Genomic DNA, 22,337 nt, shown 5'->3' with positions numbered 1-22,337 from the left:
TCGCAATAAATTTCAGGCCTGCAGGATATACGTCCTCACCCGCCCCTGAGCAAAACCCTTACACAATTTCACACAGCAGCTACAAAGCTTCACCGCTAACCTCCTCGTCTGGCCGTAGGATGCGGCCATCAATATTGGGGGTTGTACATGTCGAAGAAACTGCTGGCCGGGCTCGGCCTGATCGCAATGGCGCTGTCGCTGGGCGCCTGTGACTCATCCTCGAACGCCGAACAACAGACGCCGCCAGCGACCGTGCGCATCGAGACCCTCCAGGCCCGCCCTCTGTCCATCAGCAGTGAACTGAGCGGGCGCATCGCCGCGCCACGGATCGCCGAAGTGCGTGCAAGGGTCGCCGGTGTGGTGTTGCAACGCGTGTTCCGCGAAGGCAGCGACGTCAAACAGGGCGAGGTGCTGTTTCGCATCGACCCGGCGCCATTCAAGGCAGACCTCGATAGCGCCGAAGCAGCGCTGCGCAAAGCAGAGGCCAACGCCTTCCAGGCAAAATTGCAGGAGCAGCGCTATGCGCAGTTGATCGACGACAAGGCCATCAGTGCTCAGGATTACGACAACGCCCGCGCCAATGCACGGCAGACTGCCGCCGACGTTGCGGCCAACAAAGCCGCGGTGGCGCGGGCAAAGCTCAACCTGGGTTATGCCACTGTTACCGCGCCTATTTCAGGCCGAATCGGTCGCGCACTGGTCACCGAAGGCGCGCTGGTCGGGCAGAACGAAACCACGCCGCTGGCACTGATCCAGCAGCTCGACCCGATCCACGCCGACCTGACTCAATCGACCCGTGAACTCAACGAGCTGCGCCGCGCATTCCGCTCCGGGCAGTTGCAGGAAGTCGGCCGGGATCAGGTCAAAGCCACGCTGATTCAGGATGACGGCAGCCTCTACCCGCTACCGGGCAAACTGCTATTCAGCGACATCACGGTCGATCCGGGCACCGGGCAGATCATTCTGCGCAGCGAATTCCCCAATCCGGATCTCGACCTGTTGCCGGGCAGTTTCATCCGTGTACGTCTCGAGCAAGCAACTATCCAGAACGGCATCACCGTGCCGCAACGGGCCGTACAGCGTGACAGCGCCGGCGTTGCCCAGGTGCTGACGGTTGATGAGCAACTGCGTGTGGCGCTGCAACCGGTGCAACTGGGCGCGGTGCAGAACAATCGCTGGATTGTTACCGGCGGCCTCAAGCCCGGCGACCGCATCATCACCGAAGGCCTGCAACATGCCCGTCCCGGCGAAAAAGTGCAGATCGACGAAACCCCTCTTCCACTCGCCCAGACTTCTGGTCAGTAAGCAGGACGCTTTTTTATGCCGCAGTTCTTTATCGACCGCCCGGTGTTCGCCTGGGTTGTCGCGTTGTTCATCCTGTTGGCCGGTGCGCTGGCCATCCCGCAGTTGCCGGTGGCGCAGTACCCCGATGTCGCGCCGCCGCAGATTGAAATTTATGCCGTGTACCCGGGCGCTTCGGCGCAGACCGTCGATGAAAGCGTGGTCAGCCTGATCGAGGAAGAACTCAACGGCGCCGATCACCTGCTGTACTTCGAATCGCAGAGCAGCCTCGGCAGCGCGACGATCAAAGCGACGTTCCAGCCCGGCACCAACCCGGAACTGGCGCAGGTCGATGTGCAAAACCGTCTCAAGGTGGTCGAGTCACGCCTGCCGCAAGCGGTCAATCAGCAAGGCTTGCAGGTCGAGAAAGTCTCGTCCGGCTTCCTGTTGCTGATCACCCTGACCTCCAGCGACGGCAAGCTCGATGACGTAGCGCTCAGCGATTATCTGGCGCGTAACGTGATGAACGAAATCAAGCGTCTCGACGGCGTCGGCAAGGCACAGTTGTATGGCGCCGAGCGGGCCATGCGCATCTGGATCGATCCGCAGAAACTGATTGCCTTCAACCTGACCCCGGCTGACGTCAACGAAGCCATCGTTGCGCAGAACGCTCAGGTTTCGGCGGGCAGCATCGGCGATCTGCCGTCGCCCTCGTCGCAGGAAATCACCGCGACGATTCTGGTCAAGGGCCAGTTGTCGACGCCGCAAGAGTTCGCCGACATCGTGCTCAAGGCCAATCGCGACGGTTCAATCGTGCGCATCGGTGACGTGGCGCGCGTCGAAATCGGCAGTCAGGAATACCAGTTCGGCACGCGGTTGAACGGCAAGCCCTCCACCGCCGTCGGCGTGCAGTTGTCGCCGGGCGCCAATGCGCTGAACACCGCAACGCTGGTGCGGGCAAAAATGGATGAGCTGGCGCGTTACTTCCCGGCAGGCGTGGAATACAAGATCCCCTACGACACCTCACCGTTCGTCAAGGTCTCGATCACCAAAGTGGTTTACACCCTCGGCGAAGCGATGCTGCTGGTGTTCGCGGTGATGTTCCTGTTCCTGCAGAACGTGCGCTACACGCTGATCCCGACGCTGGTGGTGCCGGTCGCTCTGATGGGTACTTTTGCGACCATGCTGGCTCTGGGCTTCTCGATCAACGTGCTGACCATGTTCGGCATGGTGCTCGCCATCGGCATTCTGGTGGACGATGCGATCGTCGTGGTCGAGAACGTCGAGCGCATCATGACTACCGAAGGCCTGTCGCCCAAGGAAGCCACACGCAAGGCAATGACGCAGATTACCGGTGCGATTATCGGCATCACCCTGGTGCTGGTCGCGGTGTTTATCCCGATGGCGTTCATGCAAGGTTCGGTCGGGGTGATCTATCAGCAGTTTTCGCTGTCGATGGCGACCTCGATTCTGTTCTCGGCATTCCTCGCCCTGACCTTGACGCCAGCACTGTGCGCGACATTGCTCAAGCCTGTCGCCAAGGGCGAGCATCACGAGAAGGCCGGATTCTTCGGCTGGTTCAATCGGCGTTTCGAGCACTTGACCGATCGCTATCAGGGCTGGGTCGGGTATGCACTGAAACGCACCGGTCGCTACCTGTTGATCTACGTTGTGCTGCTGGTGGGTCTGGGACTGTGTTTTTCGCGCCTGCCCTCCTCGTTTCTGCCGACGGAAGACCAGGGTTACACCATCACCGATATTCAATTGCCGCCCGGCGCAACCAAAAACCGCACGGTGCAAGTGGCCGAACAGCTTGAAGCGCATAACGCCGGCGAACCGGGTATCAGTGACAGCGTGGTGATTCTCGGTTTCAGCTTCTCCGGCAGCGGGCAGAACGCGGCGCTGGCGTTTTCTACGCTGAAGGATTGGTCGGAACGTGGCACTGACGATACCGCAAGCTCGATTGCCGATCGTGCCAACGCTGCCCTGAGCCAGATCAAGGACGCCATGGCCTTCTCAGTGCTGCCGCCACCCGTGGACGGTCTCGGTACGTCGAGTGGTTTCGAGTTTCGCTTGCAGGATCGCGGCGGCCTCGGCCACGCGACCTTGATGCAGGCGCGCACGGAACTGCTCGCCGCCGCGGAAAAGAGTCCAGTATTAATGAATGTGCGTGAAAGCGCACTGGCCGAAGCGCCGCAAGTGCAATTGATCGTCGATCGCAAGCAGGCCAACGCCTTGGGCGTATCGTTCGCCGACATTGGTAACGTGCTGTCCACTGCTGTGGGTTCCAGCTACATCAACGACTTTCCCAATCAGGGCCGCATGCAGCGCGTGGTGGTGCAGGCTGAGGGCGACCAGCGCAGTCAGGTCGATGATTTGCTGAAAATGCACGTGCGCAACAACGCCGGGAACATGGTGCCGCTGTCGGCATTTGTCCAGGCCAACTGGATTCAAGGCCCGGCGCAGTTGACCCGATACAACGGCTACCCGGCGATTGCGATCTCCGGCGAACCGTCTGCGGGGCACAGCACCGGTGAGGCGATGGCGGAAATCGAACGTCTGGTTGCGCAGGGGCCGACAGGTCTGGGCCAGGAATGGACCGGTTTGTCGTTGCAGGAACGCTTGTCCGGCAACCAGGCGCCGATACTGCTCGGGTTGTCGTTGCTGGTGGTGTTCCTGTGTCTGGCGGCGCTTTATGAGAGCTGGTCAATCCCGACTTCGGTGTTGCTCGTAGTCCCGCTGGGCGTGCTTGGCGCGGTGCTGGCAGTGACGCTGCGCGGGATGCCCAACGATGTGTTCTTCAAGGTTGGCTTGATCACCATCATTGGCCTGTCAGCGAAGAACGCCATCCTGATCATCGAATTCGCCAAGAGCCTGTACGACGAAGGTCACGATCTGATCGACGCGACGTTGCAAGCAGCGCGTTTGCGTCTGCGGCCGATCGTCATGACCTCGCTGGCGTTCATTCTTGGCGTAGTACCGTTGGCCATTGCCACGGGTGCCAGTTCGGCAAGTCAGCAGGCAATCGGCACCGGCGTGATCGGCGGGATGATCACCGCAACATTGGCGGTGATCTTCGTGCCGGTGTTCTTTGTCGTCGTGATGAAGCTCGTGCGGCGATTGACCAAGCATCACTGATCGAACCTGTGGGAGCGAGCCTGCTCGCGAATGCATCCGGTCTGCCAACATTGATGTCGAATCCACCGACGTCTTCGCGAGCAGGCTCGCTCCCACAGGATTTGCATACAGCCAGCATTCTAGTCACACCTCACATCGCTGGGCTAAGGTATCTGAACCGCCCTGGCCCATCGAGTCCCCATGCGCTTCCTAGCCCGCACCCATCCTCGCTTGTCTGCCGCCACACTGTTCGGCCTCGCGACAGGACTTCTGGCGCCCGCCGATTCGATCGTCAGCAAAATCCTCATCGGCTGGAATGCCGGTGTCTGGGCGTACTTGATCCTGATGTTCTGGCTGACCGTGCGCGCCAAGGCGCCGGACGTCAAACGCATCGCCGAAGTCGAAGATGAAAATGCGGGCCTGGTGCTATTCGTGGTGTGCATCGCCGCGCTGGCGAGCCTGGCTGCCATTACCCTAGAACTGGCCGGCAGCAAGGACCTGGAAAGCTCGCGAAAATTGCTTCACTACGGCTTCACTGCGTTGACCGTTATCGGTTCATGGTTACTGATCGGGGTGATTTTCTGCGTACATTACGCGCGCCTCTACTACACCTGGGACGGCAGGGAACCCGCGCTACGCTTCGCTGAAGGGCTGACCACGCCCAATTACTGGGACTTCCTGTACTTCTCGTTCACGATTGGCGTGGCCGTGCAGACTGCAGATGTCGGCGTCGCCACACGGGAGCTGCGCAAAATCGTTTTGGCGCAATCCTTGATCGGCTTCGTGTTCAACACCGCAATCCTGGGCTTCTCCATCAATATCGCGGCAGGTTTGCTCGGCTGACCGTTAACCCCGCCCGTCGGCGTCGGGTGGAGGTCAGGCGATCATTCACTTGACGATGGATTTGTTTTTGGTGTTTCCTGAAACCGGTTTCAGTGCCTTTCAGTCACTGACACCCTATAAATCCAATAACAAGGTTTCAGACCGTGAATGATTTTTCCATCGCCCAGCGCAGTCGCGTGACCATGCTTGATGTCGCCGAACGCGCCGGCGTATCCAAGGCGAGCGTTTCGCGCTTCATTGGCGATGACCGCGCCCTGCTCTCCGATGCCATTGCCCTGCGCATCGAACAGGCCATCAGCGAACTCGGCTATCGCCCCAACCAAATGGCCCGCGGCCTGAAACGCGGTCGGACGCGTCTGATCGGCATGTTGGTCGCCGATATCCGTAACCCTTATTCGATTGCAGTGATGCACGGCGTGGAAACCGCCTGCCGTGCGCACGGTTACAGTCTGGTGGTGTGCAATACCGACCGCGATGATGAACAGGAGCGCCAGCATCTGGCGCTGTTGCGCTCGTACAACATCGAGGGGCTGATCGTGAACACGCTTGGCCATCACCGTGACGAGTTACACGCGTTGCGCCGCGAGATGCCGATGGTGCTGGTGGATCGCAAAGTCGATGGGCTCGACAGCGACATGGTCGGGCTGAACAACCCGCAAGCGATTGAAATGGCACTCACACACCTTGAGCAGCGCGGATATCGCGATCTATTGCTGGTCACCGAACCGTTCGACGGCACCAGTTCGCGGATTGAGCGGGTCAGCAGTTTTCAGGCGCAGGTTGCGCAGCGCTCGGGGTTAACCGGTGAAGTTATTGAAACCGGTGATGATCTTGAAAGCCAACTTCAGACGTTTATGAACCGAACCGATGCAGGGCCGAAAGCGCTGTTTTGCGCCAACGGCGTAGCGGCGCTGGAGGCGACTCGTGTGTTGCGCGCGCTCGGTGTGCGCCTGTTTGAGGATGTCGGACTGATCGCGCTGGATGATCTGGACTGGTATCCCTTGGTGGGCAGCGGGATTACTGCTCTTGCGCAACCGACCCAGGAAATTGGCGCGCGGGCGTTTGAGTGTCTGCTTAGGCGTTTGCGCGGCGATGATGAGGTGGCGCGGGTGGTGGATTTTGCGCCGGTGCTGGTTGAGCGGGGCTCGACCCTTGGGGTCCGTGGCGCTTGAAATGACGCCATCGCGAGCAGGCTCACTCCTACAATTTGAAATGCCTTCCAATGTAGGAGTGAGCCTGCTCGCGATGAGGCCCAAAAGAACAACACAAAACATCAGATATTTTTTGAACAAAAATGAAACCGGTTTCAGAGGTCAATAACAATGAATAAACCCGCCGTTTCCATCAGTCTGTCCAGCTACGGCGCCGAGCTTGTGCGCCAGCGTGGGCAAGATTCTTTCATCGATATTCTGGCGGCAGCCGGGGCCAATCGCATCGAATGGCGCGAAGAGCTGCTGACCCGCGAAGACCCAGCGCAGTTGGCCCAGGCCACTCAGGCGCAGGGCTTGCAAAGCATTTATTCCTCGCCCACCGAACTGTGGCTCGCCGGCCAGGCGCAGCCGAATCCCGAATTGATCACTGCGCTGCAACAGGCCCAGGCGTTCGGTTCGAAATGGCTGAAGGTGTCGCTCGGTTATTTCACTGACAATTCTGATCTGCAAGCGCTGGCCGAGCGGCTCAAACACAGCCCCGTGCAACTGCTGGTAGAGAACGATCAGACCTTGCAGGGCGGGCGCATCGAGCCGTTTCAGCGCTTCTTCGACGCCGTCGAGCAGCACAATCTGCCGATCAAAATGACCTTCGATATTGGCAACTGGCACTGGCAGGATCAGTCCGCCGCCAGCGCCGCCCGCGCGCTCGGCCGTCACGTAGGTTATGTGCATTGCAAAGCCGTGGCCCGTCGCGCCGACGGCAAACTGGTCGCCGTACCGCCGGCCATCAGCGACCTGCATCTGTGGGAACAACTGCTAAGGCACATGGACCAAGGCGTTATGCGCGCCGCCGAATATCCACTGCAGGGCGATGACCTGGTGCAACTGACCCGCGAACACGTCGCCGCCCTCGCCCGCCTCGGTCAATCGCGCCTGGAGCCTGCCCATGTCTGAGATCGATATTCTCTCGTTCGGTGAAACGATGGCGATGCTGGTCGCCGAGCAGACCGGCGATCTGGCCGCGGTCGAGCATTTTCACAAGCGCATCGCCGGGGCCGACAGCAACGTCGCGATCGGGCTGTCACGCCTGGGTTTTAACGTGGCGTGGCTGAGCCGGGTCGGCAACGATTCGCTCGGACGCTTTGTGGTCGAGACGTTGGTCAACGAAGGACTCGATTGCAGTCACGTCGACGTCGATAACCAGCATCCGACCGGTTTCCAGTTCAAATCGCGCAACGACGATGGCAGCGACCCGCAGGTCGAGTATTTCCGTTGCGGTTCGGCAGCCAGTCATCTGTCGCCGCAATCGATCACACCATCGCTACTTAACGCCCGCCATTTGCACGCCACGGGGATTCCGCCCGCACTGTCGGCGTCGGCACGGGAAATGTCGTTTGAACTGATGACTCGGATGCGCAACGCCGGGCGCAGCGTGTCGTTCGACCCCAATCTGCGCCCGAGCCTGTGGGCCAGTGAAGGCGAGATGATCTGCGAGATCAACCGTCTCGCCGCGCTCGCCCATTGGGTGCTGCCGGGATTGAGTGAAGGCCGTTTGCTCACCGGTTTCGACGACCCGGCGGACATTGCCGCGTTTTATCTGGACCAGGGTGCCGAGGCGGTAGCGATCAAGCTCGGGCCGGAGGGCGCCTATTACCGCACGCATCTGGATCAGGGCTTTGTCGCGGGTGTGCCGGTGACCAACGTCGTCGATACGGTGGGCGCCGGTGACGGCTTCGCGGTGGGGATGATCAGCGCCCTGCTGGAACACCAGAGCTTTGCCGAGGCGGTGCAGCGAGCGAACTGGATTGGCAGTCGCGCGGTGCAGAGTCGCGGGGATATGGAAGGGTTGCCGACCCGTCTGGAGTTATCCGTTGAATTTGAGGCCGCCTTCGCGAGCAGGCTCGCTCCTACATTTGAAATGCACTCCCCTGTGGGAGCGAGCCTGCTCGCGAAGAGGCCCGCATAGCCACCGTAAATCATTGAACCTGCTGCGACAAAAACAACAAGCTCAGGAGTCACACCATGAAAACCGCAACCCTTGCCACCCGCCGCTGGTGGTACATCATGCCCATTGTGTTCATCACCTACAGCCTGGCGTATCTGGATCGCGCCAATTACGGTTTTGCCGCCGCGTCCGGCATGGCCGAAGACTTGATGATCACTCCGGGCCTGTCCTCGCTGCTCGGGGCGCTGTTCTTTCTCGGTTACTTTTTCTTTCAGGTGCCGGGGGCGATCTACGCGCAAAAGCACAGCGTGAAGAAGCTGATCTTCGTCAGCCTGATTCTCTGGGGCGGTCTCGCCACGTTGACCGGCGTGGTGTCCAACGCCTACTGGTTGATCGTCATTCGCTTCATGCTCGGCGTGGTCGAAGCGGCGGTGATGCCGGCCATGCTGGTCTACCTGTGTCATTGGTTTACCCGCGCCGAACGCTCGCGCGCCAACACTTTTCTGATCCTCGGCAACCCGGTGACCATGCTGTGGATGTCCGTGGTTTCGGGGTATCTGGTGCAGCATTTCAGCTGGCGCTGGATGTTCATCATCGAAGGCTTGCCAGCGGTGTTCTGGGCGTTTATCTGGTGGCGTCTGGCCGATGATCGTCCAGCCCAGGCCAAGTGGCTCAATGAGCAGGAAAAACAAGACCTGGAAAGCGCCCTTGCCGCTGAGCAGGTCGGGATCAAAGCGGTGAAGAATTACGCCGAGGCGTTCCGTTCGCCAAAGGTGATCATTCTGGCCCTGCAGTTTTTCTGCTGGAGCATCGGCGTTTACGGTTTCGTCCTGTGGCTGCCGTCGATCCTTAAAGCCGGCGCGCAAATGGACATGATCGAGGCCGGCTGGCTGTCGGCGCTGCCGTATCTGGCGGCGGTGATCGGCATGCTCGCGGTGTCGTGGGGTTCGGATAAATTACAGAAGCGTAAGCGCTTCGTCTGGCCGCCACTGTTGATTGCTTCGATCGCGTTTTACGGTTCTTACGCGCTCGGTGCCGAACATTTCTGGTTGTCGTACACGCTGCTCGTGATTGCTGGCGCCTGCATGTACGCGCCGTACGGGCCATTCTTTGCCATTGTCCCGGAAATCCTGCCGGCCAACGTCGCCGGCGGCGCGATGGCGCTGATCAACAGCATGGGCGCGCTCGGCTCTTTCGGCGGTTCGTATCTGGTCGGCTACCTGAACAGCTCCACCGGTTCGCCTGGCGCGTCGTATCTGTTGATGAGCGGCGCGTTATTGCTGTCGGTGGTGCTGACCATTTTTCTCAAGCCCGGCGCCAGTGATCGCGTCGTCGCCAAAGCCGTCGCCACGCCGCGCGTGCCGGCGCACTCCTGAAGGGATTTGCCATGAAAAAACACATCGTGCTGTACAAGAAACTCTCGCCAGCGCTGATGGTGCGGCTGCAAGAGCAGTTTGACGTGACGCTGATCGAAAGCCTCGACGCCGACGGCCTCATGCAACTTCGCGATGCCCTGCCCCGCGCCCACGGTTTGCTCGGCGCCAGCCTGAAACTCGATGCGGCGCTGCTGGATCTCGCGCCGCAACTGGAGGCGATTGCCAGCGTCTCGGTAGGTGTCGACAACTACGACATCGATTACCTGAGCCGACGCAACGTCCTGCTCACCAATACTCCTGATGTGCTCACCGAAACCACCGCCGACACCGGTTTCGCCCTGATCCTCGCCGCTGCCCGGCGTGTGGTCGAACTGGCCAACATGGTGCGTGGCGGGCAATGGAGTCGCAACATCGGCCCGGCGCATTTCGGCACCGACGTGCACGGCAAGACGCTGGGCATCATCGGCATGGGCCGCATCGGCGAGGCCCTGGCCCAGCGTGGGCATTTCGGCTTCGGCATGCCGGTGATCTACCACAGCCAGTCGCGCAAACCGGCGGTCGAGGAACGTTTCGACGCGCAATATCGCAGCCTCGAGGATTTGCTCAAGCAGGCCGATTTCATTTGCCTGACCTTGCCATTGACGGCGCAGACTGAACGACTGATCGGCGCCGAGCAGTTTGCGCTGATGCGACCGGAGAGCATTTTCATCAATATCTCGCGCGGTAAAGTAGTCGATGAAGCGGCGATGATCGATGCCTTGGCCAACAAGCGCATTCGCGCGGCGGGGCTGGATGTGTTTGAGCGCGAGCCGCTGAACCATGACTCGCCGTTGTTGCAGTTGAGTAATGTGGTGGCGACGCCGCATATGGGCTCGGCAACGCATGAGACGCGTGAGGCGATGGCGCGGTGTGCGGTGGAGAATCTGCTGGCGGCGCTGGGTGGGGAAAGGCCGGCGAATCTGGTGAATCCCACCGCTTGGCAGGGCTGAGGCTTTCGGCGTCTGCTAAACCGCCTTCGCGAGCAAGCTCGCTCCCACAGGGGAATGCATTTCAACTGTGGGAGCAAGCCCGCACCTTGGAATGCGGTCACCTGTGGGAGATTCTATGGTTGTCATCAAGCCATAACTCCCCCTTTCGATTGGTATTCGCTCTGGTTTTTCATCAGGGCGAACGCTATTCGAGCAAGTTTACGGCCGAGCATCACCAGCACCTGTGTAGTCGCTTTTCCGCAACTGAGATGATGGTTGTAGAACTCTTTCCAGGCATTTGATCGGCAGGCTGACATGGCGGCGTTATGCAGTAATCGACGTACCTCCGAGCATCCTCGCTTGGTTAAATATCTACGGCCATTTTTTTGACCCGAGTCACTCACTCTCAGGTCCATGCCTAAGAACGCTATATAAGAGTCCCCGCTGGTAAAGTCGCCTCGGTTGTATGCCATGACCAAAGCAGTTGCAGTTAGAAAACCTATACCTTCGATGGCTTGGCATCTGGCAACCTCTTCCAGCAAACCAGCTTCGCGCAAGACTTCCTTGAGTTTTTTCTGAACAAGTAAATCCAGCCGTTCTATAGACTTTATGAAAGTTGCGAACACGCCTTTCAAACTGGCGTCATTTGCCCAGCTCTGGGTCAGGCTGGTTTTGGCCCGTATCAGCGAAGCTCTGCGTCGTAGAAGGCTTTGCAGCTTGCCGTAGACTGCCGGAGGTGGGGTCCAAGGTCGCAGATCCTCACCTTCGTTTTTTAAAAAACGGGCGAGAAGACGGGCGTCAGATGCGTCCGTTTTACTGCGACCACCGATACTTTTACGATAATTACTTAGTTGAAAACCGTCGATGATGTAGACGTCGTGACCTGACTCATGAGCCAACTCAACCAAGTCGACGTGATAAATATTTGTCGCCTCAACAGCTATCGCAGTGGGCCCCGCCAATGTTTTAAGCCAGCGCTTTATGGCCAGCTTTTCATTGGTTATCGAGGTGAGCAGATCTGGATCTGCTAAATAAATAACGAGTTCAGCTTTGGCGACGTCCACGCCCACGATTGCCTTCGACACGCGCATTGCCACTGGCACTTCTCCACGCTAAGGTTTTACAGCTTGTAGGGGTTTCACCCAGAGGCGCAGGCTTGTTTCTATCGTCGCTTGAACGAAGCATTCTCTATCGGCGCTTTTGGTGGAAGGGGTGGGGCGAGGTCTCCCACGGTCTGTACTGTTACAGCAGTCAGATGCGAACTGTTCGTCCCACCACCCCTTCAAGTCTAACCATACAAGCGGGCTTGCTCGCGAAGGGCCGGATCAAACAATACAAATTTTTCAGGCACTACGCGCTTGCAACAGCTGCACCGCACACAACGCAATCCTCGCGCAGGCATCCGCCAGTTTGACCCGATCCACCACCAGCCCGATCCGAATGTGCCCCGCCGCGCTCGGCCCGAATGCTTCGCCGGCAAGCACCGACACGCCATAGCCTTCCAGCAACTGCTCGGCAAACGCCTGGGCGCCGAGGCCGGTCTGGCGGACATCGACCATGACGAACATGCCGCCATCCGGACGAATCGGCCGCAGCCCCGGGCAATCGCGCAAACGCTCGCACACAAGATCCCGGCGCAAGCGGTACTCCTCACGCATCTGCGCCACTTCGGGCAAGTCACTCTCCAAGGCAACCTGCGCAGCCTTTTGCACAAAATCGGGCAGACCGAACAGCATGCTCAGCGACAGGTTCACCAAATGCTCAGCCAACGGTTTCGGCCCGATCATCCAGCCGATGCGCCAACCGGTCATCGCATGGGATTTCGACAGGCTGTTGATCGTCGCCGTGCGTTCGGCCATGCCCGGCAGGCTCGCCGGGCTGATGTGTTGGCCTTCATATAAAAGCTCGCTGTAGACCTCGTCGCTGATCAGCCACAAATCGTGACGAATGCACAGTGCACCCAGTGCCTGCCAGATCGGCAGTGACAGACTTGCGCCACTGGGGTTGTTCGGACTGTAGAGCAGTATGGCGCGGGTCTTTGATGTGATTCGCGCGGCAACATCTACAGGGTCGACGCGAAAAGCGTTTTCCGGCCGCACCGGCACCGCAATCACCGTGGCCCCGCAAGCGCCAAACACGCCCTCGTAAGTGACGTACATCGGTTCGGCAACGATCACTTCGTCGCCCGGATCGAGCAGACACTGCGCCACCGAATACACCGCGCATTGCGCGCCGGGCAGGACAATCACCTGGTCCGGATCAACGCGCTGACCGCTGCGCTGGCAATGGCGCTCGGCAATCAGCCTGCGCAGCTCGAGCCGGCCACGAATGTCGGCATAGTGCGTATCGCCGGCCAACAGGCTGTCGATGGCGCCATGCACAATCGGCAACGGCGTGTCGAAATCCGGATCGCCCACGCTGAGCAACAAAACGTCGACACCTTCGGCGCGCAGTTCCAGCGCTCGGTCGTGAATCTGCCAGGCCGCGGCACCCTCCCCGGCGATTCGTTGGGTCAAGGCTGAATAGCGCATGTACGTCTCCTGATTGCGCGGTTTCCAGCCTTCACCGTATCTCAAATCACGAAACGCGCCACCATGGCGTTCAAATCCACCGCCAGTCGCGACAGCTCGTGGGTCGCGGCGCTGGTCTGGTTGGCGCCGGCGGCGGATTGCGTGGCGAGGTCGCGGATATTGACCAGGTTGCGATCGACTTCCCGCGACACTTGCGCCTGTTCTTCCGACGCGCTGGCAATGACCAGGTTGCGTTCGTTGATCAGGTGGATCGAATGAGTGATTTGCTCCAGCGCCACACCGGCAGCGCGGGCCATTTCCAGAGTGGACTGGGTGCGCTGGTTGCTTTGCTGCATCGACGAAACCGCTTCGCCGGTGCCGTTCTGAATGCCGGCGACCATTTTCTCGATTTCCTGGGTCGATTGCGCAGTGCGATGGGCCAGGGCCCGCACTTCGTCGGCGACCACGGCGAAACCACGCCCGGCCTCACCCGCGCGGGCGGCTTCAATGGCGGCGTTGAGCGCCAGCAGGTTGGTCTGTTCGGCGATGGCGCGAATCACGTCCAGCACCTTGCCGATGTCACGACCTTGCGCGGCGAGGCCTTCGATCATTTGCGCGGTGTTTTGCACGTCGTGGGTCATGGTCTGGATCGCGTCGACGGTTTTCACTACTTGATCGCGGCCTTCGCGGGCGGCTTGAGTCGACTGGTTCGACGCTTCGGAAGTGGACACGGCATTGCGTGCGACTTCCTCGACGGCGGCGGTCATCTCGTTGACGGCGGTGGCGGCTTGTTCGATTTCATTGTTCTGTTGCTGCAAGCCGCGCGAGGCTTCTTCGGTGACAGCGCTGAGCTCTTCGGCGGCGGCGCCCAGTTGTGTAGCGGAACCGGCAATCTGTTCGATGGTTTTACGCAAATTGGTTTGCATCGCGGCCAAGGCTTCCAGCAGACGCGCCGGTTCGTCCTTGCCGTCGATCTCGATGGCTTTGCTCAGGTCGCCACCGGCAATGGTTTGCGCGGCCTGCACGGCGCGGTTAAGCGGTGTAACGATGCTGCGGGTCAGTAACCAGGCGAGCAACACCGTGGCCAGCGCCGCTATCACGGCAACGATGATGATCCCGGTGATGGCGCTGTCATAGTTTTCACCGGCGTGTGTCGCCGCCGCTCTGGCCCCGGCCGTGTTCATGCCGATCAGCTTGTTGAGCTGCTCGCCCATCTGATCGGTGCCTTCCTTTATGCGCGTGTTGATCAACGCACGCAGCGCTTCGAGATCGCCCTGGCGCGACAGCTCAAGCATCTGGTTCTGCGCTTGCAGGTAATTGTCGAGCGTGGTCGAAAACGCCTGGAAGACCGCGCGCTCTTCAGGACCTGCCGGCAACGCAGCGTAGCTGGCCTGAGCTTTGCGCACCTTGTCGACCAGCACAGCGATGCGGGTTTGCGCCTCTTGCAGGCTGGCGGGTTCGCGATTGACCAGCACACGGAACGAGAGAATGCGCATGCGCAGGACGTTTTCCGTGACCACGCTGAGGTGAGTCACGCTTGGCAACTGGTTGGTGTCCATGTCGATCGAAGCCTGACGAATGACCGTCATGCGACTGACGGCGAACACGCCAAGAACAATCACCAGCAAGGCGATAAAGGCAAAACCGAGGAACGCACGGGGCGCGATATTCAGATTACGCAGGGACATGGTCGGACTCTCGAAAGAAAGAAACTACGAGCGTCCATGCCGTGATCACTGGCCCCTGGGCGGGCGGCAGTCCGGCGTCACTGTTATGCGAATTTTGTGTGCGCCTGATCGTTGTATCGGCCAGGCTTGAGGAAGGTTTCGGGTTCGTCGCAAATATTTTCGTAGAAGGCTCGCGGATCAGCGCTTGGTGGCGAGTTGCCAGACCCGGGCGATGTCGGTGGCGCGTTCACGCAGCAGACGCGGGGCTTCGGCGCAGGCTTGCTCCAGCGCCATCGGCCCGCTGGTCACGGCGAACGCCGCGTCGATGCCGTGTTGGTAGAGCTCCTGATAGCCCTCACCCAAGGTGCCGGCGATGACAATCACCGGCACGGCGTATTGTTTAGCGACACGCGCGACACCGAACGGCGTCTTGCCGCGCAAGGTCTGCGCATCGAAGCGGCCTTCGCCGGTAATCACCAGATCCGCGCCTTTGACCGCCTCAGCGAGTCCAACCAGTTCCGCCACCACCTCGACACCGGCCTGAAACTGCGCGCCGAGAAACGCCTTGGCGGCAAACCCCAGACCACCCGCCGCGCCGCTGCCCGGCTCATCGCGCACATCCTTGCCCAGCGCCTGAGCGCACAGCTCGGCAAAATGTCCCAGTGCCTGATCGAGTTGCTGAACCTGCGCGAGCGAAGCGCCTTTCTGCGGACCGAAAATCGCCGAGGCGCCGTGTGGGCCGCACAGCGGATTATTCACGTCGGCGGCGATGTCGAAGCGCACGCTGGACAAGCGCGGGTCAAGCTCACTCAAGTCCAGCCGCGCCAGTTGCGCCAGGGCCAGGCCACCGGGCACCAACGGCTGATTCTGCGCATCCAGCAGTTTCGCGCCCAACGCCTGCATCGCCCCGGCACCACCATCGTTGGTGGCGCTGCCGCCAATGGCGAGGATCACTCGCTGCGCGCCAGCGTCCAGCGCCGCGCGAATCAACTCACCGGTGCCAAATGTACTGCTGATACACGCATCACGCTGGCCCAGCGGCACCAACTGCAAGCCGCTGGCTTCGGCCATTTCGATGATTGCTGTGTGATTGTCCGGCAACCAGCCCCAGGCCGCGTCGACCGGCGCCCCCAACGGCCCACGCACGCGGGTGCGGCGCAATTGGCCTTCGCACGCGGCGAGAATCGACTCGACCGTGCCTTCCCCGCCGTCGGCCATCGGGCATTTGACCAGCGTCGCGTGCGGCCAGACCTGCGCCAAACCCAGGGCAATGGCCTCGGCAACGCCTTGGGCACTCAGGCTGTCCTTGAACGAATCGGGGGCGATGACGATCTTCATGCGAATTCTCCGGTTGCATTGGCCTTCATGCTGCCAGTCGGCATGGGCGTTGACGCCTGTCGGGTGCACAAGTGCGGGAGATGATTGTTGTTCATTTTCACAAAAGCCTTGCGGTGGATGTTCCGGCCCTATCGCGAGCAGGCTCACTCCTACAGGGGGTACGCATTCCAAATGTAGGAGTGAGCCTGCTCGCGATGGCGTCTTTGAAGACGCCCAATTAACCCGGATCTGTCTGCGGCAACAACTGCACCCCCAGATACAGCGCCAACATCCCGTCCAGCTTCAAAGGATCCACCCCACTCAGCTCAGCAATCCGTTCCATGCGATAGCGCAGGCTGTTGCGATGGATGCCCAGCGCCTCGGCACAGGCCTGACTCTGCCCGTCGTGCTCGCACCAGCTACGCAAGGTCGCCAGCAGTTGCCCGTTGCTGTCCTTGGCGATCACCTTGCGCAATGGTTTGAGCAATTCGTCCAGTGCATCATCGTTGCGATGGCGCCACAACATGACCGGCAACCGATAACGGTTCAGCGTCAATAAACGCGAGTGCGGCAGCACATCACGACCATAAGCGAGCAAGTCGCCGACCCGTCGATAACAGCGGCGCAACCCGGCCAGGCCATCGGCCTGCCCGCCGACGGCAATGCGCAGAATCTTCCAGCCGAGGCCGTCGAGTTTTTCCAGCAGACGGTCATGCTCAACGTGCTGACTTGCCGGCCGGCACCACAGCAGCGATGACTTGGCCGAACTCACGCACCAGCTGTCCGGGTAACGCGACATCAGCCAGGCACTCAGCGCCTCGACGGTTTGCCCCGGGCCATGCTCGAGGCCCAGCTCAAACAGATACGGCACCCGCGTCAATTGTGGCTTGAGCCCGAGCTGTTGCGCCTCATCGATCAGACGCGGCGAATCCCCCGCCTCACTCAGCAGCAACGCCAGCAGGTCATCGCAACGCTGCCGCCGCCATTGCTGCTCGGCTTGCTGATTGCGCTGGCCAACGAGCATTTCGGCGGTCATGCGCACCAGTTCGGCATACGTGCGCAATTGCTCCGGTTCGCCGGTGATGCCAAGCACCCCGATCAAGCGCTGGTCGAGCAACAACGGCAGGTTGATGCCCGGCTGCACACCTTTAAGGTGCACCGCCGTCTGCGCGTCGATCTCCACCACCCGCCCGTTCGCCAGCACCAGTTGCGCGCCTTCGTGGCGGGTGTTGATGCGCTCCGGTTCGCCGCTGCCGAGGATCAAGCCTTGGCTGTCCATGACGTTGACGTTGTACGGCAAAATGGCCATCGCCCGGTCGACGATGTCCTGAGCGAGGTCGTGATCGAGTTCGAACATGGTGGGCAGATCCTTGAAAAATACGGCACGCGGTTGTTCACCGGCACAGGGCTTGGCGGCAATCGCTGTGCGCTGGCACAAAGACAATCCGGCCAGAGGTGGCCGAGACTCTCAGGGCGATCAACGTTACCCTTTGCATCGCAAAAAATCATAATAAAGAGAGAGCCGCCATGTCGCAGAGCGCCGCTGCTACCCAGACCATCGACGACGGTAAAAACGCCGTCTACAAACGCATCACCCTGCGTTTGATCCCCTTCATCTTCATCTGCTACCTGTTCAACTACCTCGACCGGGTCAACGTCGGATTTGCCAAACTGCAGATGCTCGACGCGCTGAAATTCAGCGAAACCGTGTACGGCCTCGGGGCTGGTATTTTCTTCATTGGCTACGTGCTGTGCGGCGTGCCGAGTAACCTAGCCCTGACAAAGTTTGGTCCACGGCGCTGGATTGCGCTGATGATGATCACCTGGGGCACGCTGTCGACCTGCCTGTTGTTCGTCACCACGCCCACCGGGTTCTACACCCTGCGCCTGTTTACCGGTGCGGCCGAAGCCGGGTTCTTCCCCGGTGTCGTGCTGTACCTGTCGCAGTGGTTCCCGACCTTCCGCCGTGGGCGGATCATGGCGCTGTTCATGTCGGCGATCCCGGTCTCGGGCTTGCTCGGCAGCCCGTTCTCCGGCTGGATTCTCAATCACTTCGCCGCAGGCCAAGGCGGTCTGGCCGGCTGGCAGTGGATGTTTCTCCTGCAAGGCATTCCGACGGTAATCCTCGGCGCCCTCGCCTATTTCCTGCTCAGCGACAGCTTCGCCAATGCCAAATGGCTGACCGCGCACGAACGCTCGGTACTCGAAGCCGACCATGCCGAAGACCTCGCCAACAAACCGAAAACCGCGACCGACTCGCTGCTCGCGGTGTTCAAGAACCCGGCGATCTGGGCGTTTGGCCTGATCTATTTCTGCATTCAGAGCGGCGTGTACGCGATCAACTTCTGGCTGCCGTCGATCATCAAGAACCTGGGTTTCAGCGATAACCTGGTGATCGGCTGGTTGAGTGCGATTCCGTATCTGCTGGCTGCGGTGTTCATGCTGGTGGTCGGGCGTTCGGCAGACTTGCGCAAAGAGCGCCGCTGGCATTTGGTGGTGCCAATGTTGATGGGCGCGATCGGTTTGGTCATCGCGGTGAATTTCGCCGCTAACCCGGCGATTGCGATTCTCGGCTTGACCATTGCGACCATGGGCGCGCTGACGGGTCTGCCGATGTTCTGGCCGGTGCCGACCGCCATGTTGAGCGCAGGGGCTGCGGCCGGTGGCCTGGCGCTGATCAACTCGATGGGGCAGATGGCCGGTTTCCTCAGCCCGTACCTGGTGGGTTGGGTCAAGGACAGTACAGGGTCGACGGATGCGGCGTTGTATCTGCTGGCGGCGGTGATTGTCGGTGGGAGTTTGCTCGCGTTGCGGATGACGCGGACGTTACGGGCTTAGGTTTAGATGCCTTCTGAAAACGGCCCTTGATTGGGCCGTTTTTATTGGATTCCTCTTGTTTTGATCATTCCCATGCCTGCGCAGGAACAATCAGTGCTCTTTGAATCCCGCATTTACCTATTAATGAACTAGAGCGGCGTCAGGCACCAGGAGGTTAGGCTTTGTCGGCCTTGATGACCCCAGAACTGCATATCCGTCCCCATATATATATAGTACCTCCCACTCATCACACATGAATTAATCGCCTCTGGAATAGATACAACGTAAACCCGCCGTAAATCCCGTGTAAAAATATAGTTATACGTGTGCTGCCCTCCTAGCGTGTTCATCCAGACAATTGCGGTATCCGAAGCCAGTTTCTCAGCGCTGACCTGCAACTTAAATACATTTTCAACACTTACCAAATAAGTAAGCGCTGTACCTTCCTGATCAGTTACATAAATGGTCGCCACGCCACGTTTTAGTCCAACAACCTTCCCCGTCTCAGTGACAGAGGCAGTCAGCGAGTCGGAGGAGGCATAATCGTATGGCGGAACCCCGCCCGTCGGTTTGCGGATTTCGGCATTACCAATAGAATCTTCGCCGGTTTTCGGCCAGTGCGTCAGTTTTACCGAGAACCCATGAAGCTTCATTTGTGCTCGATGGATACTGAACGCCAATCGTTCAATCAACCAAGGATCTGACTCGAGCTGGTTTCCGCTTTTTTCCTTCACGGTAAAGCTGTGCTGCCCAACCGCAATCGGTAGCAACTTGCTCTGCCACTTATAATTCGCTCCGGTTTGAACCTCTTCAATAAACACGTCGCCATCAAAAATCCGCAACACCATCCCCGCCAGCGCGCCCCCCGACAACACCACTTTATTATCCGAAACCGTGCCACCGTTCTGCACGTCCAGCCCGGATGAATTCTTCACCGCCAAAATAACCGGCTTCACGATCACCCGTGCCCGCGCAACTTTCGACGTTGCAGTAACCTCGCCCCCACGCACTTGCTGGCACGTCACAGCAATAGCACTGTCAGCAATCACCTTGGCATTGGGAATCATCAACTTGTGCACGAACGGAAGTCTGCCGACAAGTTCTTCGACAACATGCTCCACCACGGCCCCGGTCCCAGGCGTCGCGCGGTATGTCACCCGGACGGTATCGCTGATTGCCCACCGCGACTCCAGTACATGCACCTGGACGGTCAGGTCTTTGCTGCCCAGTTTTTTCAGGTCGATGGTGTCCGGAGCATCATAAGGGTCATCCGGATCTTCAGCGATATCCGGCGCCGCCATCCGTGTGCCCTTCAGATCAACAACCACCCGAATGGGTGCTGACCACGGCGAATTCAAATCGGGGCTGTTGCCGATCTGGTCATTCACCGTATAGGAGAAAGAAAACTGCAGATGATCGCCCGCCGCCTCCAGGTCGGTTTTTTTCAACAACAAACCAATCCGGGTCGGCACGCTGGTCGGTGCAGCGGGTGCTTCGTCGGGATGAACCTCGCGATATACATCATGGCCGTTACAACTGAGCTGGATCCGGTCGTAGGCCCGGCAGTAGGGATAGGAAAAATACACCTGCACACCCAGTGCTGCGCGGTCGGCATCAATACCGTCCTGAAGCACATCGCCAGGCAAAACCAACTCCAGTTCGGAGTGCCCTTCATCGCCGTTCTGGTCCTCCATTCCGGGGCGAATGGCGTTGTACAGAATCGTCAAGGGCAGCTCGTAGTTTTCTTCGGCGCCGGTGGTGCGTTTCACTGTGTAAGTGAGTTCATTGACGAAACCCGGCTCGGATCTGAGCAGGTTTTTCGGGATATGCAGGGTCACAGTGTCGTTCGTGGATTGGGCCTGCTGGCTGTCGACCCGCATCTGCCCGTTCACATGGATTGAAAATGTATCCAGCGGCTGCTGCGCCAGAACCGGATGGATAATGACTGTCGCGCCATCGGGCCGCAGATCGTAAAAGGCCTTGGCGATACCGCAATCGGCACCGGCTACTGATGTGTTGCTGTCTGGGAGTTGCGGCGCGTAAAGGTTGATTTCCGCGTCCTCTGGCAACACCTCATCGAAAGTTCGCATGCTCATGACAGCGCTCCTGATTTCAAGAAAGGGCGGGCCTTTTCTACAAGGCCATCCCCTAGGATCAGGCCAGAACAAGCGTCGACCCGACTACTGTCAGATCTGACAGTCCCGACGAACGGCCAACGGCTGCTGAATGCGCTTTTCGACAAAACGGTTGGCCGGTTTCAGCGCTTCTGGTATTTGGTTACCCCTTCCCACCGACAAAAGGATTCGGCATGAGCTATCGCACACTGGGTCACTCAGGCTTGCAGGTGTCCACCCTGACCCTCGGCACGATGATGTTTGGCGAGCAGACCAGCACCGAGGAATCGTTGCGCATCATCGACAAAGCCTGGGATCAGGGCATCAATTTCATCGACACCGCCGACGTCTACACCAATGGCCGCTCCGAAGAGATCGTGGGTGAAGCGATTGCCCGCAATCGGCACGAATGGGTGCTAGCGACCAAGGTTGGTTTTGGTCCGGTGGACGGCGTGCCGAACCGCAGCGGTCTAAGCCGCAAACACATCTTCAACGGTCTGGAGGCCAGCCTGAACCGGCTCGGCACTGACTATGTCGACATCTATTACCTGCACCGCGAAGACCACAACACGCCCCTTGAGGTGAGCGTTTCGGCAATTGGCAACCTGATTCGTCAAGGCAAGATCCGCTACTGGGGCCTGTCGAACTATCGCGGCTGGCGGATTGCCGAGGTGATTCGCATCGCCGACAAACTGGGCGTTGATCGCCCGGTGATCAGCCAGCCGTTGTACAACATCGTCAACCGTCAGGCAGAGGCCGAGCAGATCACCGCGGCCCACAGCTATGGGCTCGGAGTGGTGCCTTACAGCCCGCTGGCCCGTGGAGTGCTCAGCGGCAAGTACGCGCCGGATGTGACGCCAGACGCCAACAGCCGGGCCGGACGCCAGGATAAACGCATTCTGGAAACCGAATGGCGGGTCGAGTCGTTGCGCATCGCCCAGCAGATCCAGCAGTACACCGAGCAACGGGGTGTCGGCATGGTCGAGTTTGCCATTGCCTGGGTGCTGAACAACGCGGCAGTGACATCGGCAATTGTCGGGCCACGGACCGAAGCGCAGTGGGTGCAATACACCCTGGCGCAGGCAGTCAAAATCACCGCGCAGGATGAAGCATTTATCGATTCGCTGGTGACGCCGGGCCATGCCTCGACGCCGGGGTTCAACGATGTGAGCCATTTTGTCTCGGGACGTAGAGCGCTTCAGGTTTAAGATTTTCCCTAAGTGTTTAACAG

At 59.7% G+C, this 22,337-nt stretch carries 16 protein-coding genes; 10 read left to right on the top strand and 6 right to left on the bottom strand.

The window, feature by feature from the left end; all coding sequences use genetic code 11:
* The first annotated feature begins 147 nt into the window (after positions 1-147).
* From HU739_RS03630 to HU739_RS03595, 8 genes are all read left to right on the top strand, one after another.
* Positions 148-1,305, top strand: coding sequence for an efflux RND transporter periplasmic adaptor subunit (locus HU739_RS03630; protein ID WP_186551401.1), 1,158 nt, complete (start codon positions 148-150; stop codon positions 1,303-1,305).
* A 15-nt stretch (positions 1,306-1,320) separates the two neighbouring features.
* Positions 1,321-4,419, top strand: a complete 3,099-nt coding sequence (locus HU739_RS03625; protein WP_186551400.1) for an efflux RND transporter permease subunit — start codon at positions 1,321-1,323, stop codon at positions 4,417-4,419.
* Positions 4,420-4,599: 180 nt separating this feature from the next.
* Positions 4,600-5,241 carry a DUF1345 domain-containing protein gene (locus tag HU739_RS03620; RefSeq protein ID WP_186551399.1) on the top strand — a complete coding sequence of 214 codons (642 nt, stop codon included), beginning with the start codon at positions 4,600-4,602 and terminating at the stop codon, positions 5,239-5,241.
* 143 nt (positions 5,242-5,384) lie between these two features.
* Complete coding sequence (locus tag HU739_RS03615; protein WP_186551398.1) at positions 5,385-6,413, top strand: LacI family DNA-binding transcriptional regulator; 1,029 nt, start codon at positions 5,385-5,387, stop codon at positions 6,411-6,413.
* A gap of 150 nt (positions 6,414-6,563) precedes the next feature.
* Positions 6,564-7,346, top strand: coding sequence for a sugar phosphate isomerase/epimerase family protein (locus tag HU739_RS03610; RefSeq protein WP_186551397.1), 783 nt, complete (start codon positions 6,564-6,566; stop codon positions 7,344-7,346).
* Positions 7,339-8,358 (top strand): sugar kinase, encoded by a 1,020-nt coding sequence (locus HU739_RS03605; RefSeq protein WP_186551396.1) that lies wholly within the window; start codon positions 7,339-7,341, stop codon positions 8,356-8,358. Before HU739_RS03610 ends, HU739_RS03605 begins: the two co-directional genes overlap by 8 nt.
* A 56-nt stretch (positions 8,359-8,414) precedes the next feature.
* Complete coding sequence (locus HU739_RS03600; protein WP_186551395.1) at positions 8,415-9,713, top strand: MFS transporter; 1,299 nt, start codon at positions 8,415-8,417, stop codon at positions 9,711-9,713.
* A gap of 11 nt (positions 9,714-9,724) precedes the next feature.
* On the top strand, positions 9,725-10,702 hold the full coding sequence (locus HU739_RS03595; protein WP_186551394.1) for a 2-hydroxyacid dehydrogenase: 978 nt from the start codon (positions 9,725-9,727) through the stop codon (positions 10,700-10,702).
* A 125-nt stretch (positions 10,703-10,827) separates the two neighbouring features.
* On the opposite strand, the gene HU739_RS03590 is transcribed toward HU739_RS03595, so the two are convergent.
* From HU739_RS03590 to HU739_RS03570, 5 genes are all read right to left on the bottom strand, one after another.
* Positions 10,828-11,778 carry an IS110 family transposase gene (locus tag HU739_RS03590; RefSeq protein WP_186552637.1) on the bottom strand — a complete coding sequence of 317 codons (951 nt, stop codon included), beginning with the start codon at positions 11,776-11,778 and terminating at the stop codon, positions 10,828-10,830.
* Positions 11,779-12,024: 246 nt separating this feature from the next.
* Positions 12,025-13,212, bottom strand: a complete 1,188-nt coding sequence (locus HU739_RS03585) for a pyridoxal phosphate-dependent aminotransferase (RefSeq protein WP_186546340.1) — start codon at positions 13,210-13,212, stop codon at positions 12,025-12,027.
* 41 nt (positions 13,213-13,253) lie between these two features.
* Positions 13,254-14,879: a methyl-accepting chemotaxis protein gene (locus HU739_RS03580; protein ID WP_186546341.1), complete on the bottom strand. Its 1,626-nt coding sequence runs from the start codon at positions 14,877-14,879 to the stop codon at positions 13,254-13,256.
* 177 nt (positions 14,880-15,056) lie between these two features.
* On the bottom strand, positions 15,057-16,196 hold the full coding sequence (locus HU739_RS03575; protein WP_186546342.1) for a glycerate kinase: 1,140 nt from the start codon (positions 16,194-16,196) through the stop codon (positions 15,057-15,059).
* A gap of 217 nt (positions 16,197-16,413) precedes the next feature.
* A complete protein-coding gene (locus HU739_RS03570; protein WP_186546343.1) occupies positions 16,414-17,532 on the bottom strand; it encodes a sugar diacid recognition domain-containing protein in 1,119 nt (372 codons plus the stop codon).
* A 170-nt stretch (positions 17,533-17,702) separates the two neighbouring features.
* Here HU739_RS03570 and HU739_RS03565 point away from each other — a divergent pair, with 170 nt between their 5' ends.
* The gene (locus HU739_RS03565) at positions 17,703-19,013 is read left to right on the top strand and encodes an MFS transporter (RefSeq protein WP_186546344.1); all 1,311 of its coding nucleotides are present in this window, start codon (positions 17,703-17,705) and stop codon (positions 19,011-19,013) included.
* A gap of 128 nt (positions 19,014-19,141) precedes the next feature.
* Here the strand turns inward: HU739_RS03565 and HU739_RS03560 are convergent, their stop codons facing one another.
* Positions 19,142-21,088 carry an Ig-like domain-containing protein gene (locus HU739_RS03560; protein WP_186546345.1) on the bottom strand — a complete coding sequence of 649 codons (1,947 nt, stop codon included), beginning with the start codon at positions 21,086-21,088 and terminating at the stop codon, positions 19,142-19,144.
* A gap of 212 nt (positions 21,089-21,300) precedes the next feature.
* Between HU739_RS03560 and HU739_RS03555 the strand changes: the two genes are divergently transcribed.
* A complete protein-coding gene (locus tag HU739_RS03555) occupies positions 21,301-22,314 on the top strand; it encodes an aldo/keto reductase (RefSeq protein WP_186546346.1) in 1,014 nt (337 codons plus the stop codon).
* Positions 22,315-22,337: the final 23 nt, after the last annotated feature.

The sequence above is a fragment of the Pseudomonas hamedanensis genome (genome assembly GCF_014268595.2).
GTDB lineage: Bacteria > Pseudomonadota > Gammaproteobacteria > Pseudomonadales > Pseudomonadaceae > Aquipseudomonas > Aquipseudomonas hamedanensis.
The sequence above is the reverse complement of the archived record's forward strand: the minus strand, read 5'-3'. Positions and strand labels throughout refer to the sequence as shown.

What these genes read in the sequence shown, in the direction of transcription:
- HU739_RS03630 (WP_186551401.1), top strand. Translation starts at nt 148, where the DNA reads ATGTCGAAGAAACTGCTGGCCGGGCTCGGCCTGATCGCAATGGCGCTG.
- HU739_RS03625 (WP_186551400.1), top strand. Translation starts at nt 1,321, where the DNA reads ATGCCGCAGTTCTTTATCGACCGCCCGGTGTTCGCCTGGGTTGTCGCG.
- HU739_RS03620 (WP_186551399.1), top strand. Translation starts at nt 4,600, where the DNA reads ATGCGCTTCCTAGCCCGCACCCATCCTCGCTTGTCTGCCGCCACACTG.
- HU739_RS03610 (WP_186551397.1), top strand. Translation starts at nt 6,564, where the DNA reads ATGAATAAACCCGCCGTTTCCATCAGTCTGTCCAGCTACGGCGCCGAG.
- HU739_RS03605 (WP_186551396.1), top strand. Translation starts at nt 7,339, where the DNA reads ATGTCTGAGATCGATATTCTCTCGTTCGGTGAAACGATGGCGATGCTG.
- HU739_RS03600 (WP_186551395.1), top strand. Translation starts at nt 8,415, where the DNA reads ATGAAAACCGCAACCCTTGCCACCCGCCGCTGGTGGTACATCATGCCC.
- HU739_RS03595 (WP_186551394.1), top strand. Translation starts at nt 9,725, where the DNA reads ATGAAAAAACACATCGTGCTGTACAAGAAACTCTCGCCAGCGCTGATG.
- HU739_RS03585 (WP_186546340.1), bottom strand. Translation starts at nt 13,212, where the DNA reads ATGCGCTATTCAGCCTTGACCCAACGAATCGCCGGGGAGGGTGCCGCG.
- HU739_RS03580 (WP_186546341.1), bottom strand. Translation starts at nt 14,879, where the DNA reads ATGTCCCTGCGTAATCTGAATATCGCGCCCCGTGCGTTCCTCGGTTTT.
- HU739_RS03575 (WP_186546342.1), bottom strand. Translation starts at nt 16,196, where the DNA reads ATGAAGATCGTCATCGCCCCCGATTCGTTCAAGGACAGCCTGAGTGCC.
- HU739_RS03570 (WP_186546343.1), bottom strand. Translation starts at nt 17,532, where the DNA reads ATGTTCGAACTCGATCACGACCTCGCTCAGGACATCGTCGACCGGGCG.
- HU739_RS03565 (WP_186546344.1), top strand. Translation starts at nt 17,703, where the DNA reads ATGTCGCAGAGCGCCGCTGCTACCCAGACCATCGACGACGGTAAAAAC.
- HU739_RS03560 (WP_186546345.1), bottom strand. Translation starts at nt 21,088, where the DNA reads ATGAGCATGCGAACTTTCGATGAGGTGTTGCCAGAGGACGCGGAAATC.
- HU739_RS03555 (WP_186546346.1), top strand. Translation starts at nt 21,301, where the DNA reads ATGAGCTATCGCACACTGGGTCACTCAGGCTTGCAGGTGTCCACCCTG.